Here is a 15,400-nt window from a genome sequence, read left to right on the forward strand (position 1 = left end):
GCCAGATACCATGTTGAGATTCGAACACGTAAGCAAACGTTATCCCGATGCCGGCGAAGCCTTGACCGATGTCAGCTTTCATTTGCAACGCGGCGAAATGGCATTTTTAACCGGCCGTTCCGGTGCCGGTAAAAGTACCTTGCTGAAGTTAATCGCGATGATGGAGCAATGCACGCGCGGCAGCGTGTTGCTGGATGGCCAGGATATTACGCGCATCGGCGAACGGAAGATCCCCTACATGCGTCGTAATCTGGGCCTGATTTTTCAGGATTACAAACTGCTGAACGATAGAACGGTATTCGATAACGTGGCCCTGCCATTGGTGGTCTCGGGTTATAACCATCAGGAAGTGGCGCGGCGGGTGCGGGCATCCTTGGATAAAGTGGGTCTGTTAGGCAAGGAAAGGAAACATCCCTTGGCCCTGTCCGGTGGGGAGCAACAGCGCGTAGGTATCGCCCGAGCCATTGTCAATAAACCTAAATTAATTCTGGCCGACGAGCCGACGGGCAACTTGGACCCGGATCTGTCTGCCGAAGTGATGTTCATGTTCGAGCAATTCAAACAAGTCGGGGTGACGGTGTTGATAGCCAGCCACGATATAGAGTTGATTAATCATCTCGGCCATAGAGTATTGACGCTCGATAAAGGCCATTTGATAGCGAGTTGACGATGAAACGCAATCACCGCAGACAAACCGGTAGCAGGCTGGTGGAATTATTCCATGCCTATATGCTCAACCATGCCCATGGGCTGTTCTCCAGTCTAGGCCGGCTGAGCCGGACGCCTTTTACGTCTACCATGACTATCTTGGTGTTGGCTATCGCCATTTCCTTGGCCAGCAGTTTTTATATCGTGGTCGCCAATATCCAGCAATTGACCGGCAATCTGGAGTCCAGCAATCAGATGTCCTTGTTTTTACACGACAACATTACCGACGCGGCCGGCCAGAAGCTCGCCGAGCAAATCCAGCAAAACGGTAGCGTCATGGAAGTTAAATTTATCAGCAAGAAACAGGCGCTGGAGGAGTTCAAAGCCAATAGCGGCTTCAGCGATGCGTTGAATGCGCTGGAACGCAATCCCTTGCCGAGCGTGATTCAAGTAGTGCCGAAAAATGCGCTGGAAAGCAACGAAGACATCGAGAAACTGATGTCCGATTTTAAACAATTCCCGCAAGTCGATTTCGTGCAGGTGGATATGCAATGGGTGGCGCGCTTGCAAACCATCATGCTGATTGCCAGCCGTGGTGTGATGTTGGTCAGTCTGTTACTCGGTTTTGCGGTAACGTTCATTACCGGCAATACCATTCGTCTGGAGTTGCAGAATCGCCAGGACGAAGTGTTTATTTCTAAACTGGTCGGCGCTACCCATGCTTTTATTCAACGGCCGTTTTTGTACACCGGTTTCTGGCTGGGTTTTATCTCGGGTTTTCTCGGTTGGTTGATCATGACTATCATGCTGTTGATCCTGGAAACGCCGGTGGAGAAACTATCGACCTTGTATAACAGTTCATTCGACTTACTGTTTTTGAGTTTCTCGGAGTTTATTTTGCTATTGATGATTTCGTCCATGCTGGCGGTACTTGGTTCCTGGGCGGTGTTGCACTATCAGTTACGGCAACTAAAACCGCAATAAGCCTATGAATTTTTGGGAAACCAAGACCCTGGCGCAAATGAGCACGGAAGAGTGGGAGTCGCTGTGCGATAACTGCGGCAAGTGTTGTTTGAACAAGCTGGAAGACGAAGACACCGGCGAAATTGCGTTTACCAGCGTGGCGTGCGATTTGATCGATTTAGAAACCTGTCGTTGCACTCGTTATAGCGAGCGTTGCACGCTGGTGCCGGAATGCATCGACTTGAAGCAACATGACTTTGCCGAATACAACTGGTTGCCGTCAACCTGTGCATACCGCTTGTTAACAGACGGTGAAGCGTTGCCTAGCTGGCATCCCTTGATCACCGGGACTCGCGAGTCGGTGAAAGAGGCGGGGGTGTCTATCGGCAGTTATGCGGTTAAAGAGTCGCAGGTTACCGATCTGGAAGATCATATTATCGAATGGTTGCAGCCCTGATTCAGGCTGGCTGGGCCGCCGGTCAACTTCGTTTTCCGGCGGCTTCAGGTGTGGAAAAGCCGGGATTACCTATCCCTTGGGTTGGACTTTAGCTTATCCTTTGCCGGGCAACATACCTACCGTACCCGGTTTAATTCGTTTGCAACTCACTACGACATCTTCCTGACGGCATTTTGCTTCCTGTGGGTTGCTGCAGGTGTCGCAAACTGTGTTACCAGTGCTTTTTACCTCGTCGACATGCCAGCCGTAACCTTGGGACTGGCAGAATTTCTTGCTGAACCTGTCGATATTGTAGTTTTTGGCAGCATTTTCCTTGGCCTTGCTCTCAACTTGGCAGTGCTCGGGGGCCAGAGTGTTCGCCATGATGTCTCGATAAATATATTCGGTAGCCTGGACGGGGCTAGCTAACAATAAAGAGGCTAACAGGGTGCCGATAAAAGTGGTTTTCATCATATTAATCCTCGCGGTTGCCGATGACTCGGATGTTCATTAAGCGATTCTCTTCGGCAATTTGATCCTTGATGGGGGCAAATTTTTCGTTTTCGCTCATTTTTACCGCCAGGATGGCGCCAACAACAACTGCGGTAGCCAGCACCAAATACAACACGAAGTTATCTTTTTCTTGTTTTACTTCTGTCATGGTTTTACCTCTTATAATAATAAATCGGCCAGTGCCGAACCGAATTTGTATTGAAAAACCTGTTCGCCCTTTAACAGGGTCGGCACTGATTTGACGTCAACCTTAGCGATTTCTCCGATACCTATAGCATGCTCGCGCCGTCGAGCCAGATCGAATATTTCGCTGAAAGCATTGAATGCATCAGCCAGGAATTGCGTTACACCTCCATGTAAGCAGCTACGGATTGAAAACACCTGATTCAGGCTTTTTTGAGCTGCTTCATGGTAGCGAATCGAAACAATAAAAGAAATGCGCGGGCTTGTCAAACAAATATCGTATCAATATTATACGTTTGCCGTTGTTTTCGCAAAGACTGTCTGCAAGTGGTGTTTGGATTTTGCACTATTATCTGCTCTCCCCAATCTGATCAGGCGCGATTTGGCGTAAAAAGCCGACGGCGCTTTATTTGAAAAGTCTGGAAAAAAGAAGCATCTACCGGCGATAAAATATTCGCGAAGTTGAAATTGGCGATTATCCTGGTAGTCTTCGATGCTGTTCTTGTCTAATTACTTTACTCACAGAAATAGAAAAATCTCATATGCAAACATTGACTAGAAAAATTAAAAAATATGTGACGGTGATTTTTTTAGGTGCATTGCTTCCGGCGCTAAACCCGGTTTGGGCGGAATCCGATAAGCAACTCCAGGAAAAAACGCTTAAAGCGCGGGAATTGATTCATCAGAAAGACATGGATCATTCCGCCCATGCGGAACTCGCGGACAAAACCGAGGGATTTCGCGGCGTGTTTTACGGTTATTTGCCCTGCAAGGAAAAAGATTGTGATGGTTTCAAAATGACCTTGTCTTTGAAACAAAAGAACAATTACTTATTGGTCACTCAATACGCAAAAGCCTCTTCCAGAGAGTTTTACGAGAAAGGCAAGTACGACTGGGATGACAAAACTCACATACTGTCGTTAACCTCCAATAAAGGCGATCTGAATCGCAAATTCAGCATCAAAGACGAAGGAACGTTGATACACCTGAATAGCGACGGTACGCCCATGCTCGGCGACCAGGACGATTACACGCTGGCAAGAAGCGATAAATCCAAATCGCGGGAAGTGCATATTCATTAAGCTCTTCCCTGAAGGGTCTAGCCGGTTTTAGATGACGCCGGCTATTTACACGATAGGCTGTGGGATGCAAAGCGCCGATACAGCCTAGAGAGTATGAAATTTACTCTAATTCAGCTAAATAGTCGTTTTTCAACTTCACATAATGTTTGGCTGAATATTCCAGAAAAGCTTTTTCGTCATCGGTCAAAGCCCGGATTTGTTTGGCGGGTGTACCGACATATAAATAACCGCCTTCCAGCTTCTTGCCGGGCGGCACTAAAGCACCGGCACCCAGCATCACATAATCTCCCAGTTCGGCATCATCCATCACAATTGCACCTATGCCGATGAGACAATAATCGCCTATCGTACAGGCATGCACCACGGCGCGATGACCGATAGTGACGCCTTTACCGATTGTCAACGGATGGCCTTGCGGCGAATAGTCGCCGGCGTGGGAAACATGCAACACCGAGCCATCCTGAACGTTGGTGCCTTCGCCTATGGTAATAGCTTCGACGTCGCCGCGTATCACCGTGGTCGGCCACACCGATACATCGTCGCCTATTCTCACATCGCCGATCACGACCGCGGCTTCGTCGATGTACACGTTTTTGCCGACCTTGGGTTGTTTGCCCTTATATACTCTGATTGCCACCGCAACTCCCATTTTTTGCCATACTTAAACCGCGATGTTACGCAATTAATCGATTCTTCTCCAGTCCAGCGAGGGTAGTAATGGCATTTATAGACGGTATCAAACGGCAACTACGTTCGGTGATCGAATGGGAAAACCCCGATCCCGATCTGTTGTTGGGACAATGGACTGAAAACGGCGACGAAATCAAAAATGCCTCCAAATTAATCGTCGGTCCGGGGCAGGGCTGTATTTTTGTCTATCAGGGCCAGGTCAAAGCGGTGATCGAAGAACAATGCATGATCAATTTAGAAACCGATAACGTGCCGTTTTGGACCACGATCAAGAAATTCATGCAGTTTTTCGAGAGTGAACATAAGGTGGGGATTTATTTCTTCCGTAAAACCAAGATTCTCGATCAGAAGTGGGGCACTACCTCGCCAATTAAATATCAGGACCCGAAATATCATTTCCCGGTCGCGTTAAAAGCCTACGGTAACTACAGCTACCAAATAGCCGATGCCAACGATTTCTTCGTCAACATCGTCGGCAGTCACAACCAAATGCGCATAGACGATTTCCGCAACATTCTTTCCGCGCGAATCATCAACCCGATTTCCGATTATCTGGCGGAATGTCAGCATAGCTTCGCCGACATCGACGCCAACCGAGACGAAATAGCCCGGGGCATAGCCATTAAGCTGGCCATCGTGTTTCGTAAGCTGGGTTTTAGCATTAGCGATTTTCGCATCGAAGGTACCGATTTCGACGAAGACACCTTGCGCCGTATCAATCGTATCGCCGATCTGACCGCTGAAGCGCAAGCCGCGCAAGCGGTGGGTCTGGATTATGCCAAGGTGCAACAGCTGGATGCCCTACGCGACGCAGCTCGCAACGAAGGTGGCGGTGCCGGGCTTGGGATGGGGATGGGTGCGGGCATCGGCTTGGGGCAAGGTATGGCCCAGTCGCTGGGCGCGACGACTAATCAGGTTGCTGCCGATAGCAATCAAACCGTCGCCAAGTTGACCGAATTGAAGCAGCTATTCGAAGCGCAGCTAATAACCGAGACCGAATACGCCGCCAAGAAACAACAAATATTGGATAAGTTTTAGCATGGCCAACTGCACGAGTTGTTCCGCACCCTTGCCTGCCAACACACAGTATTGCAGTTATTGCGGCGTCCGCAACGACATCGATTTGCTAGGCAAGCACGACTATCAAGTCATCGATGCCACCAGCGAGCGAGTTTGCCCGGAATGCGCGCAAAGTCTGCAAACCATTAGTCTGGATGCCGCCGGTTCCCTACATATCGAGCGGTGCGCCAACTGCTATGGCTTATTTTTCGATCCCGATGAAATAGAAACCTTGCTGGATAGCGCAGTAGCGCCGGTGGTTACCGTCAACCTGGAACTACTGAGCAATATTAATAAGGACCGCTATCCGAAAAATGACACCGTAAAATACCTTAAATGCCCGGTGTGCCAGGTGTTAATGAATCGGGTGATCTACGGCTATCGCAGCGGTGTAATTATCGATCAATGCAGAAGCCATGGGATTTGGCTGGACGGTGGACAGATCAGTCACCTGCTGGAATGGAAAAAAGCCGGCGGCCAGATTTTGAATCAGCAAAAAATCACTGCCAAACAAGAAAAAGCCAGTTCCGAGCAATTCAAAAAGGCCTTTAGGAAAGACTATTCCCGCCCGCAACAAAGCTACGGCGAAGCAAGTATCGACGGTGACTTAGTGGCGTCGGTCGCCGAAGTGATATTCAAGATTTTTGAGTAACTTTAGTGTCGCCGGTTGTGCTTGGGCTGTGATTTTTTTGAATAATGCCTAAGTAGGTCGGTTTTTGGCTGTTTTCAATCGGGATTTCTGTGTGAGTGCTTTGCCTTGCTAAAATCGCCGTGCCGCCATATTCTTTTTCGATAAGTCGGGGCCTAAAATGTCTCGCTTGAGGTTGGGTTTCGAATTCGCGTTAAAAAACCAAAGACACCCGTCCGCGGTGTTGCAATAACAAAAATGTCCGGCTCTGACAGCTCGGAAAATACCCAAGAACAATATTTAGCGAGTAAGGATGGTTGATGAATAGTTATGCTCAGGACGGTTCCAAAATCGGCAAAATTGCCGTACTTTTGCCTTGTTATAACGAGGGGCTGTCGATCAGAAGAGTGGTTGACGATTTTCGTAAAGAGCTTCCGGATGCTACCGTCTACGTTTACGACAATCGTTCTTCCGATAACACAATTGCAGAGGCCACTCTAGCCGGCGCTGTGGTGAGATCAGAACCGTGGCCGGGGAAAGGCAACGTCGTCAGGCGCATGTTTTCGGATGTCGATGCCGATATCTACATCATGGCCGACGGCGACGGCACTTACGATTCTAAAGTAGCCGGGCAAATGATTCAGCGTTTGGTCGACGAACATTTGGATATGGTTGTAGGTACCCGGCGTAACGTATTCGAAAATGCCCATAGGGCCGGCCATGGTTTTGGCAATCGGCTGTTTAATGCGATGTACCGCAGTCTTTTCGGGCCGCTGTTTACGGACATTTTTTCCGGCTATCGAGTTTTTTCGCGGCGCTTCGTAAAAAGTTTTCCGGCGATATTCAGCGGTTTCGAGATAGAAACTGAAATGTCCGTTCATGCCAGTCAATTGCGCATGCCCATCGCGGAAATGCCCACCGATTACGGCGCGCGCCTAGAGGGCTCCGCCAGCAAACTGCGTACGGTTCGGGATGCGTTCAGAATACTGTTTACCTTTCTGATATTGTTCAAAGAAATTCGTCCGGCGCGTTTTTTTGGCGTGCTTGCGATGGGCCTGATTATGATTGCGCTGATTCTGGCTCTGCCGCTATTGCTGACATATTTAGATACCGGCTTGGTACCGAGATTTCCCACCGCTATTCTGGCAACAGGCATAGTGCTATTGGCTGGCATATTCACTGTTTGCGGTTTGATTCTGGATAGCGTCGCCCGCGGCCGCCTCGAACAAAAGCGCATGTGGTATATGACAAACAGCAGAAGTCAGGCATAGGTTGTAATCCCGATGTTTATTCGCTTCCTGCTCGTCGGCGGAGCCGGCTTTTGTATCGATGCCGGTCTGACTTTTTTGCTGATACAGCTTAATTTGGCGCCGTGGCTGGCGCGTATTCCGGCTATTTTTTCCGCAATGCTATTTACGTGGTTGGCCAATCGGTGTTTTACCTACCAAGTCGAACATTCCCGTTCTATCCGCGAAGGCGGGCGCTATATGCTGGTGGCATTGAGCATGGCTTTAATCAACTACCTGATTTACTTGGTTTTGGTTAGTTATGGCTTGTGGCCGATGTTGGCGGTGACCTTGGCAACCGCTTGTCAGACCATTCTCAGTTTTCACGCCTATCGTTATTTCGTATTCAGTGATGCCGCCGCCGGTAATACAAACAGCGATTTGCGGCAGAAATTATCTAGCGGAACATCGTTGGAGGGCTTTGTTAGGGCAAGCTCTTGGTATCCCGATTTGGCTGTATTTGGTATTGCCACCGCGATCCTCGCGGCGGCAATGATAGTTTTGCGCGGCTTGGACAGTGGCTTGACTGGCAGCGACGAGGGATCTCATTTTTTGAATGCGTATCTGATCTGGTCGTATGTCACCACAGCATTCGGGCAGAATCCCATGCAGTACGCCACTGATTTTTACGTGCATTACCCCAAGATTTCGATTGGGCATTGGCCGCCGCTGTACTATGCGTTTCTGTCATTATTCTTCTTCATCCTGCCGCATGCTACCTTTCCGTTCATGCTGGTCAATTTGCTGATAGGGGCGCTACCAGCTTTATTGGTGGCACGTATTACCAGGCAAGTTCTGGGTATGCCTTGGGCGCTTTTGGCGGCGATTGCTTATGTCTGCATGCCCGTCACCATTAATAACACCTTGCGATTAATGTTGGACCAGGCTTTGGTTGGCTTGTGCGTGTTGGCGGCCATGCAGTGGAGTGGTTACACCCAACAGCCCACCTTACGCAGAGGTTTGACCTACGCGGCTTTAACGTCAGCCGCTATCCTGGTAAAAGGCAACGGCTGGTTACTGGGCGTATTCCCGTTTTTCCACATTGCTCTGACGGGACGTTGGCAGATACTGCTGAATTGGCGTACATACGTATCGGGTTTCGCGGCGTTGGCTATCGTTGGGGCCTGGACGGTAGTCACCTACAAAATATCCAGCGATGGTTTCAATTACGCTTGGGGTATGGATTACTTTGTTTTGGCTTTATCGGCGTTCCTTCCCGCCATATACGCCAATATCGGGCCGATAGGGACAATCGCGGCGCTAGTCGGGGTAGTCGTCAGTGTGAGCGGCAGGGCGGATCCGGCTTTAAAAGAAGCGGGGCGCACCGGCCTGGCCATGGTACTTGCCACCGTAATCTTTCATGCCATCGTGCCGGTAGACTTGGATCAGCGGTATATGTCGTCCGCCATGCCTTATCTGGCGATTTTTATCAGCATGGGTGCCGCAGCCGCAGTAAGGCGTTGGCAGTGGGCATTTGCTAGGCCTTGGCTGGTGGCAACAGTCTTGATCTTTGTGTTTTGCGCTCCCGGCTGGTTTTTTCTTGTCGACCGCGCGCCAAGGTTTGATTTGCGCATGGATTTGGTAGCCGAACAAATTATCAGCCAGGCGCCGGGTACGGTGACGATTGTCGACGGGCATGCGGGCACTGAGGGTGCATTCGCGGCCGAACTGGCGTTACGCGATAAGCTTTTGCAGTGCTACGTGGTGCGCAGTTCGCAGTTGTTGGCAAAATCGGACTTCATGGGTAAACGCTACGCCCTAATAACGGAGTCGCCGCAAGCCGTGTTGGATTTGCTGGATCAGGTTTCGGCAAGTGCTGTGGTAGTTGCTGAAGGTCCGTTAATCGAACCGCATTTTGCACACTCCGATTTGTTGCTTTCGGCATTAAAACAGCCGAATTCGCAGTTTCGGTTAGCGCAAACCTATCAGCACTACCGGCACGATGGTCGAACTTATTTGTATCTGCGCGACACGCCGATACGATTGGATCGGGAAGCGGTCAAGCGTGTCAATTTTCCCGAAAAAGCGCCACTATGACGCATGGTAGAAAAGGCGGGTTGAGCCGGTTCTCGATTACACATTCAGCACCCCCGGCAGAAAAAATTCCGCGACCAACAACGGTTGCCGATGGATCGCATAAACCGTTCGCCGCCCCCAAATAGCATCGTCTACACCAACCGCCGTTTGCAAACCTGGCGACCAAATGCCCGTATCAGCCCGACTGAACTGTCTCTGGCGGCGCTCCAAATCCGGATAGGCGAAAATCACTTCACCCAAGGGTCTGGTGCCGAGATGGGATAAATTTCGATGGGCGATTTCGATGGTGGGCTCAGGCAGGATGGTGCGGGCCAGCACCAAGGGCTCGCCATCGGCGTGCAACAGCACTTCGCGGATCAATTGGTAGCGGCAGGGCGGCAAGCCCAATAGGCGGCATTCGTCTATGAAAGCCGGCTTCCAGCGGTGAAATAACACTTTTACGCCGAAACGCTTGCCGTGTATGCCGCGCAGGCGTTTGGTCAGCGAGCCGGTTTCATTGAGCCAGGATTGCAAGTCAGCAGGTAGTTGCCGTTGGCTGCTCTGTTCGTGGCTTTTCCAGACAGGCGGACGGCTGAATAAAAAACTTTTGTCGGGCAAGCGTTAAACCTCGGCGTAATGGCGGCTATGGCCGATCCAGCGTTGGATCAACGGTTGAATGGCATCTGGATGTTGGCGATGGATCAATTGCGCGGCGGCTGGGATCAGTTCCAGCAGGTCTCTGTCGCGCTCTAGGTCGGCGATTTTGAACTGTATCTGCCCGGTTTGGCGGGTGCCCATCACTTCGCCAGGGCCGCGCAATTCCAAGTCTTTCTCGGCTATGACGAAGCCGTCGTTGCTTTCTTTCAGAATAGCCAGTCGTTGCTTGCCGGCTTGCGAGAGCGGTGACTGGTATAACAACAGACAATAGCTGTCTTGATTGCCGCGGCCAACCCGACCACGCAATTGGTGCAATTGCGATAAGCCCAAACGCTCCGGGTTTTCGATGATCATCAAGCCGGCGTTGGGTACGTCCACGCCGACTTCAATCACGGTGGTGGCGACCAATAAATCGCAATCGCGATTTTTAAAGGCCTGCATCACCGCGTCTTTTTCCGCAGCTTTCATCCGGCCATGGACCAGTCCGACGCGCACATTCGGCAAGGCTTGGCATAGATAGGCCGCGGTTTTTTCGGCGGCTTCGCATTGCAGAACTTCCGATTCTTCGATCAAGGTGCAGACCCAATAGGCCTGACGTTGCTGCGCGACCCAATGTTCGATGCGGCCGATGACCTCTTCCCGGCGTTCCGAGGAAATCACGCTGGTGGCGATGGGTTTACGGCCAGGCGGCAGCTCGTCGATGATAGAAATGTCCAGGTCGGAATATTGCAGCATCGCCAGGGTGCGCGGAATCGGCGTGGCGGTCATGATTAATTGATGCGGTCTTAAGCCGCCATGCTGGCCTTTTTCGCGCAGGGCTAATCGTTGATGAACCCCGAAGCGGTGCTGTTCGTCGATAACGATCAAACCCAGTTTATGAAAATGCACGCTGTCTTGAAATAGCGCATGTGTGCCAATCACGATGTTCGCCGAACCGTCGGTTAGCGCTTCCAAAGTGGCTTGCCGGGATTTGCCTTTTAATTGGCCGGTCAGAAACAGCACTTGATAGCCGGTCTCGGCGAACCATAGGCTGAAGTTACGAAAGTGTTGTTCGGCCAACAATTCGGTAGGTGCCATGATCGCGACTTGATAACCCGAGTTCAGCGCCAGCAAACTTGCCAGAGCTGCCACTACGGTTTTGCCGGAGCCAACGTCGCCTTGCACGAGGCGTAGCATCGGTTGCGCTTGGCGGCAATCGCTTTCGATTTCGGCGGTCACTCGCTGTTGCGCACCTGTCAATTGAAACGGCAAACCTTCCAGGAAGGCCTGCTTGGCAGCTTGGTTAATGTCAAAAATCGGCGACTGCCAGCTTTTATAAGCCAATTTGCCTTGTAGCAGCGCCAGATGGTGGGCCAAAAACTCTTCGAACACCAGGCGTTTTAACGCGGGCAAGCCACCGCCGCTGATGATTTCCGCAGACAAATGCGGCGGCGGATTATGCAGGGTTTGTAGCGCTTCGCTGAGGGAAGGGTAGCCGTGCTCGATCAACAAATTAGCCGGTAGCCAGTCCGTGATGGCGCTGTCGCTGGTTAAACATAGGGTAAACGCCTGTTTGATAGCTTTACGCAATGCGGATTGGGAAATGCCTTCGGTTAACGGATAGACCGGCGTCAGCGTTGCTTCCAGCAGCTGCTCGGCGGCAGAGACGATTTTGTATTCCGGATGCACCATTTCCAAGCCGCTATAACCGTAACGAATTTCGCCGAAACAGCCGAGTAGGGTGCCGGGCTTTAGCTGCTGACTTTGTTGCACGGTGAAATGGAAAAACCGGATCGACAAGCTGCCGCTTTCGTCGGCGATGCGGCAAATTACGCTGGGACGGCCGCGCTGGATGCTGTCTGTAAATTCGACGGTGCCGCAAACCAAGGTGGTCATACCCGGCATCAACTGGGAAATGGGCACGATACGGCTACGATCCTGGTAACGTAAAGGCAGGTGAAACAACAGGTCTTGGAGGGTATGGATGCCCAGTTTCTCAAGGCGGGCGGCGGATTGGGAACCGATGCCTGTCAAGGTGGTGACAGGCTGTTTATGCGGTTCCGGATGACTCATGAATCAATAAATAAGGCGAAAAAACGCCCCGTCGTTTTGATCAGTAGTATTCGTTGCGCAATACCATCACGCCGTCCATTTCCACGCCGACGCCTTTGGGTAATGCCGCCACGCCTACTGCCGCACGAGCGGGGTAGGGTTGGCTGAAGTATTCGGCCATGATTTCGTTGACGATAGGGAAATTGCTTAAGTCGGTGAGAAACACATTCAGTTTGACGATGTCGTTGAAGTCGCCGCCAGCGGCTTCGGCCACCGCTTTCAGGTTATCGAATACCCGGCGGATGTGCACAGCGATGTCACCGTCCACGACTTGCATGGTCTCCGGGTCAAGCGGGATTTGTCCGGATAAATAAACGGTCTCGCCGACTTTGACGGCTTGCGAATAAGTGCCGATGGCTTGCGGGGCCAGAGGTGTCGAGATGATTTCCTTGTTCATGCTATGCCTTGATGCGGGTAATTTTTAAAACGATGGAAAGTTTTTTCAATTTACGGATGATATTGGCCAGATGCACGCGGTCCTTCACGGCCAGGGTTAATAAATCCACCGAGACCCGATCATCCTGGCTGACGACGGTAATGTTTTCGATATTGGAATCCATGCTGGAGATGGTCGAGGCGATGGTGGCCAGCGAACCGCGTTGGTTTAACAATTCGATACGGATTTCGGCGGGGAATTCGCCGCTGGCTTCCGGGCTCCATTCCACATCCAGCCAGGTAGTCTGTTTTTTTCTGACTTCATTACTGTTACGGCATTCGTGATGATGAACGACGATGCCCTTGCCGGGGTTGAAGAAGCCGATAATCGAGTCGCCGGGAATCGGCCGGCAGCATTTGGCCAGGCTTACGACGATGCCTTCGGTGCCTTTGATGATCAACGGGGTTTTATGCGTCGATTCGTTGTCGTCGAGTTTGACGGCCGCGTTCACGTCGGTTTGACTGATGCGTTTGGCTACCAGGAAGGGCATGCGATTGCCCAAACCGATGTCTTCCAGCAACTCGTTCATCGAGTGCTTTTTCAAGACCTGTAACACCTGGATGATGCGGGTGTTATCGACATTTTCCAGTTGAATACCCAGGCTCTGCAGTTCTTTTTCCAGCAGGCGGCGGCCCAGATTGATCGCTTCCTGCTGGTTGAAGTTTTTCAAATAGGCGCGGATGCAACTGCGTGCCTTGGCGGTGGTGACGTAGTTCAACCAAAGGGGATTCGGTCTGGCCCAAGTGGCGGTGATGACTTCCACCGTCATACCGTTTTCTAGTTTGGTTTGTAGCGGTACCAGTTTCTTGTCGATGCGTGCGGAAATGCAGGCGTTGCCGACGTCGGTATGCACCAAGTAGGCGAAATCGACGATGGTCGCGCCGCGCGGCAATTTGATGATTTTGCCTTTGGGGGTAAATACGAAAACTTCTTGCGGGAACAGATCGACTTTTAAGTTATCGATGAATTCCAGCGAATCGCCGGCGGACTTTTGGATTTCCAGTAAATCGCGCAGCCACTCGTTAGCGCGCGCCTGGATGGTCTCACTTTTATCGTTGTCGGATTTGTATAGCCAATGCGCGGCAATTCCCGATTCCGAAAGGCGATGCATTTCGTGGGTGCGAATCTGAATTTCGATAGGTACGCCGTAAGGGCCTATCAATATCGTGTGCAGCGACTGATAGCCGTTGGCTTTCGGCAGCGCGATGTAGTCCTTGAAGCGGCCGGGAACGGGTTTATATAGATTGTGCACGCAACCTAAAGCCCGGTAACAGTCGTCGACCTGATGGCAATAAATGCGGAAAGCGTAGACATCAAAAACGTCGGTAAAGGAAATCCGTTTGCTGAGCATTTTTTGATAAATGCTGGCGATGTTTTTTTCGCGGCCCGCCACTGCACCGTCCAAGTTGGATTCGTTTAGACGATTCTGGATGGCATTCTGGATGGTGTCGATGATTTCCTTGCGGTTGCCGCGCGATTTTTTCACGGCATTATTGATGGCCGTGTAGCGGTTGGGGTAGAGCGCTTTAAAGCCCAGCGATTCCAGCTGATGCCTGACATCGTTCATGCCCAGCCGATTGGCTATAGGGGCGTATATTTCCAGCGTTTCCTTGGCGATGCGGCGTTTTTTATCGACCGGCATATTGCCCATGGTTTGCATGTTGTGCAAACGGTCGGCGAGTTTTACCACGATTACGCGCAGATCTTGAGCCATGGCCAGAAACATTTTTCTGACGTTTTCCGCTTGCGCTTCGGCGCGGGAACGGCTGTCGATCTTGGAGAGTTTGGTCACGCCATCAACCAGTTCAGCCACTTCGACGCCAAACTGTTCCCCCAGTTGTTCCTTGCTGATAGGGGTGTCTTCGATGACATCGTGCAGAATGGCCGCCATGATGCCATGGTGATCCATGTGCATGCTGGCCAGTGTGATCGCCACGGATACCGGATGACAGATATAGGCTTCGCCGCTCCTGCGGAATTGCCCGGAATGCGCGGCCGCACCGAAATGGTAGGCGCGGATCACATCGTTGATTTGTTCTTGGTCGAGATAGCTGCGCAGGATCTCGCAGAGCTGGTGAAGAAGTTTTTCTTCAGGATGCTCGATAGCAGGTAGCGCTGGTGCGGGTTTGACAGCTATCTCGGGCATGGGTGTTAGATTTCCAGATGGGTTTCCGAAACGTAACCTGCGCGATGCAAACGGTCGATATTTTCTTCGTTGACAAAGCCTGCGGCTATTTCACGAAGTGCCAGCACAGTGTCTTTATCTTTGCCGCGTGGAACGAATTCATCGGCGCCTTTTTCCAACTGCCGTGCTCTTTTGCTGGCGAGTAACACCAATTTGAAACGGTTTTCAACATTTTCCAAACAATCTTCAACGGTAACGCGTGCCATTATTAAACCTTATCTGAGTTTGCGGGGGATCTTCGCCCGATAGACTTTAACAGTACTGAGCGGACAGGGTTGAATTATAAGATAAACGGCGCACTTAGGCCAATCGAGGCTGCAAGCGGCTAGGTGGAGAAAGTAAAACGACAGGCAATAAAAAGCCCGCTATACGCGGGCCCGTCCTGTTTGTTGTAATTATTATTGTTATTGTGTTGGACGCCTGCCTTAGGGCAGTTTAGTCAAGCAATTACTATTTTATAGTTATTATTATCAGCCGTTTTACCGGCTGTTTCCCTCCCCCCTCAAAGATGCAACCCGTTAAGGTTG

The 15,400-nt window shown here is 51.1% G+C and carries 17 protein-coding genes; 8 read left to right on the plus strand and 9 right to left on the minus strand.

Annotated features, from left to right (window positions below):
* The first annotated feature begins 10 nt into the window (after positions 1-10).
* The 3 genes from ftsE to ACR02O_RS12105 are packed head-to-tail and all read left to right on the plus strand — an operon-like array spanning position 11 to position 2,068.
* Positions 11-667 carry a cell division ATP-binding protein FtsE gene (gene ftsE, locus ACR02O_RS12095; RefSeq protein ID WP_445368926.1) on the plus strand — a complete coding sequence of 219 codons (657 nt, stop codon included), beginning with the start codon at positions 11-13 and terminating at the stop codon, positions 665-667.
* A gap of 2 nt (positions 668-669) precedes the next feature.
* Entirely contained in the window at positions 670-1,632 is a 963-nt protein-coding gene (ftsX, locus tag ACR02O_RS12100; protein WP_445368927.1) for a permease-like cell division protein FtsX, read from the plus strand.
* A gap of 4 nt (positions 1,633-1,636) precedes the next feature.
* Positions 1,637-2,068, plus strand: a complete 432-nt coding sequence (locus ACR02O_RS12105) for a YcgN family cysteine cluster protein (protein ID WP_458137273.1) — start codon at positions 1,637-1,639, stop codon at positions 2,066-2,068.
* Positions 2,069-2,161: 93 nt separating this feature from the next.
* Here the strand turns inward: ACR02O_RS12105 and ACR02O_RS12110 are convergent, their stop codons facing one another.
* The 3 genes from ACR02O_RS12110 to ACR02O_RS12120 are packed head-to-tail and all read right to left on the minus strand — an operon-like array spanning position 2,162 to position 3,013.
* Positions 2,162-2,521, minus strand: coding sequence for a hypothetical protein (locus ACR02O_RS12110; RefSeq protein WP_084153277.1), 360 nt, complete (start codon positions 2,519-2,521; stop codon positions 2,162-2,164).
* A 1-nt stretch (position 2,522) separates the two neighbouring features.
* Positions 2,523-2,708: a hypothetical protein gene (locus ACR02O_RS12115; RefSeq protein WP_033156565.1), complete on the minus strand. Its 186-nt coding sequence runs from the start codon at positions 2,706-2,708 to the stop codon at positions 2,523-2,525.
* 11 nt (positions 2,709-2,719) lie between these two features.
* Positions 2,720-3,013 (minus strand): hypothetical protein, encoded by a 294-nt coding sequence (locus ACR02O_RS12120; RefSeq protein WP_458137274.1) that lies wholly within the window; start codon positions 3,011-3,013, stop codon positions 2,720-2,722.
* Positions 3,014-3,285: 272 nt separating this feature from the next.
* On the opposite strand from ACR02O_RS12120, the gene ACR02O_RS12125 reads away from it, so the two are divergent.
* The gene (locus ACR02O_RS12125; RefSeq protein ID WP_458137275.1) at positions 3,286-3,825 is read left to right on the plus strand and encodes a copper resistance protein NlpE; all 540 of its coding nucleotides are present in this window, start codon (positions 3,286-3,288) and stop codon (positions 3,823-3,825) included.
* A 100-nt stretch (positions 3,826-3,925) separates the two neighbouring features.
* On the opposite strand, the gene ACR02O_RS12130 is transcribed toward ACR02O_RS12125, so the two are convergent.
* Positions 3,926-4,462: a gamma carbonic anhydrase family protein gene (locus ACR02O_RS12130; RefSeq protein ID WP_458137276.1), complete on the minus strand. Its 537-nt coding sequence runs from the start codon at positions 4,460-4,462 to the stop codon at positions 3,926-3,928.
* An 80-nt stretch (positions 4,463-4,542) separates the two neighbouring features.
* Between ACR02O_RS12130 and ACR02O_RS12135 the strand changes: the two genes are divergently transcribed.
* From ACR02O_RS12135 to ACR02O_RS12150, 4 genes are all read left to right on the plus strand, one after another.
* On the plus strand, positions 4,543-5,553 hold the full coding sequence (locus tag ACR02O_RS12135) for an SPFH domain-containing protein (protein WP_458137277.1): 1,011 nt from the start codon (positions 4,543-4,545) through the stop codon (positions 5,551-5,553).
* 1 nt (position 5,554) lies between these two features.
* Positions 5,555-6,226, plus strand: coding sequence for a zf-TFIIB domain-containing protein (locus tag ACR02O_RS12140; RefSeq protein ID WP_494521708.1), 672 nt, complete (start codon positions 5,555-5,557; stop codon positions 6,224-6,226).
* A gap of 296 nt (positions 6,227-6,522) precedes the next feature.
* Positions 6,523-7,473, plus strand: a complete 951-nt coding sequence (locus ACR02O_RS12145) for a glycosyltransferase (RefSeq protein WP_458137279.1) — start codon at positions 6,523-6,525, stop codon at positions 7,471-7,473.
* A gap of 12 nt (positions 7,474-7,485) precedes the next feature.
* Positions 7,486-9,525 carry a GtrA family protein gene (locus ACR02O_RS12150; protein ID WP_494521709.1) on the plus strand — a complete coding sequence of 680 codons (2,040 nt, stop codon included), beginning with the start codon at positions 7,486-7,488 and terminating at the stop codon, positions 9,523-9,525.
* Positions 9,526-9,561: 36 nt separating this feature from the next.
* Here the strand turns inward: ACR02O_RS12150 and ACR02O_RS12155 are convergent, their stop codons facing one another.
* From ACR02O_RS12155 to rpoZ, 5 genes are read right to left on the minus strand one after another with little or no spacing between them, the layout of a single operon-like run.
* The gene (locus tag ACR02O_RS12155; protein WP_494521710.1) at positions 9,562-10,122 is read right to left on the minus strand and encodes a chorismate--pyruvate lyase family protein; all 561 of its coding nucleotides are present in this window, start codon (positions 10,120-10,122) and stop codon (positions 9,562-9,564) included.
* Between the two features lie 3 nt (positions 10,123-10,125).
* Positions 10,126-12,213, minus strand: a complete 2,088-nt coding sequence (gene recG / locus ACR02O_RS12160) for an ATP-dependent DNA helicase RecG (protein ID WP_494521711.1) — start codon at positions 12,211-12,213, stop codon at positions 10,126-10,128.
* Between the two features lie 40 nt (positions 12,214-12,253).
* Entirely contained in the window at positions 12,254-12,649 is a 396-nt protein-coding gene (locus ACR02O_RS12165) for a RidA family protein (RefSeq protein WP_494521712.1), read from the minus strand.
* Between the two features lies 1 nt (position 12,650).
* On the minus strand, positions 12,651-14,834 hold the full coding sequence (locus tag ACR02O_RS12170; protein WP_020482114.1) for a RelA/SpoT family protein: 2,184 nt from the start codon (positions 14,832-14,834) through the stop codon (positions 12,651-12,653).
* Between the two features lie 5 nt (positions 14,835-14,839).
* Positions 14,840-15,079 (minus strand): DNA-directed RNA polymerase subunit omega, encoded by a 240-nt coding sequence (gene rpoZ / locus ACR02O_RS12175; protein WP_033156558.1) that lies wholly within the window; start codon positions 15,077-15,079, stop codon positions 14,840-14,842.
* Positions 15,080-15,400: the final 321 nt, after the last annotated feature.

This window comes from Methylomonas sp. PHL2-19, assembly GCF_059331595.1.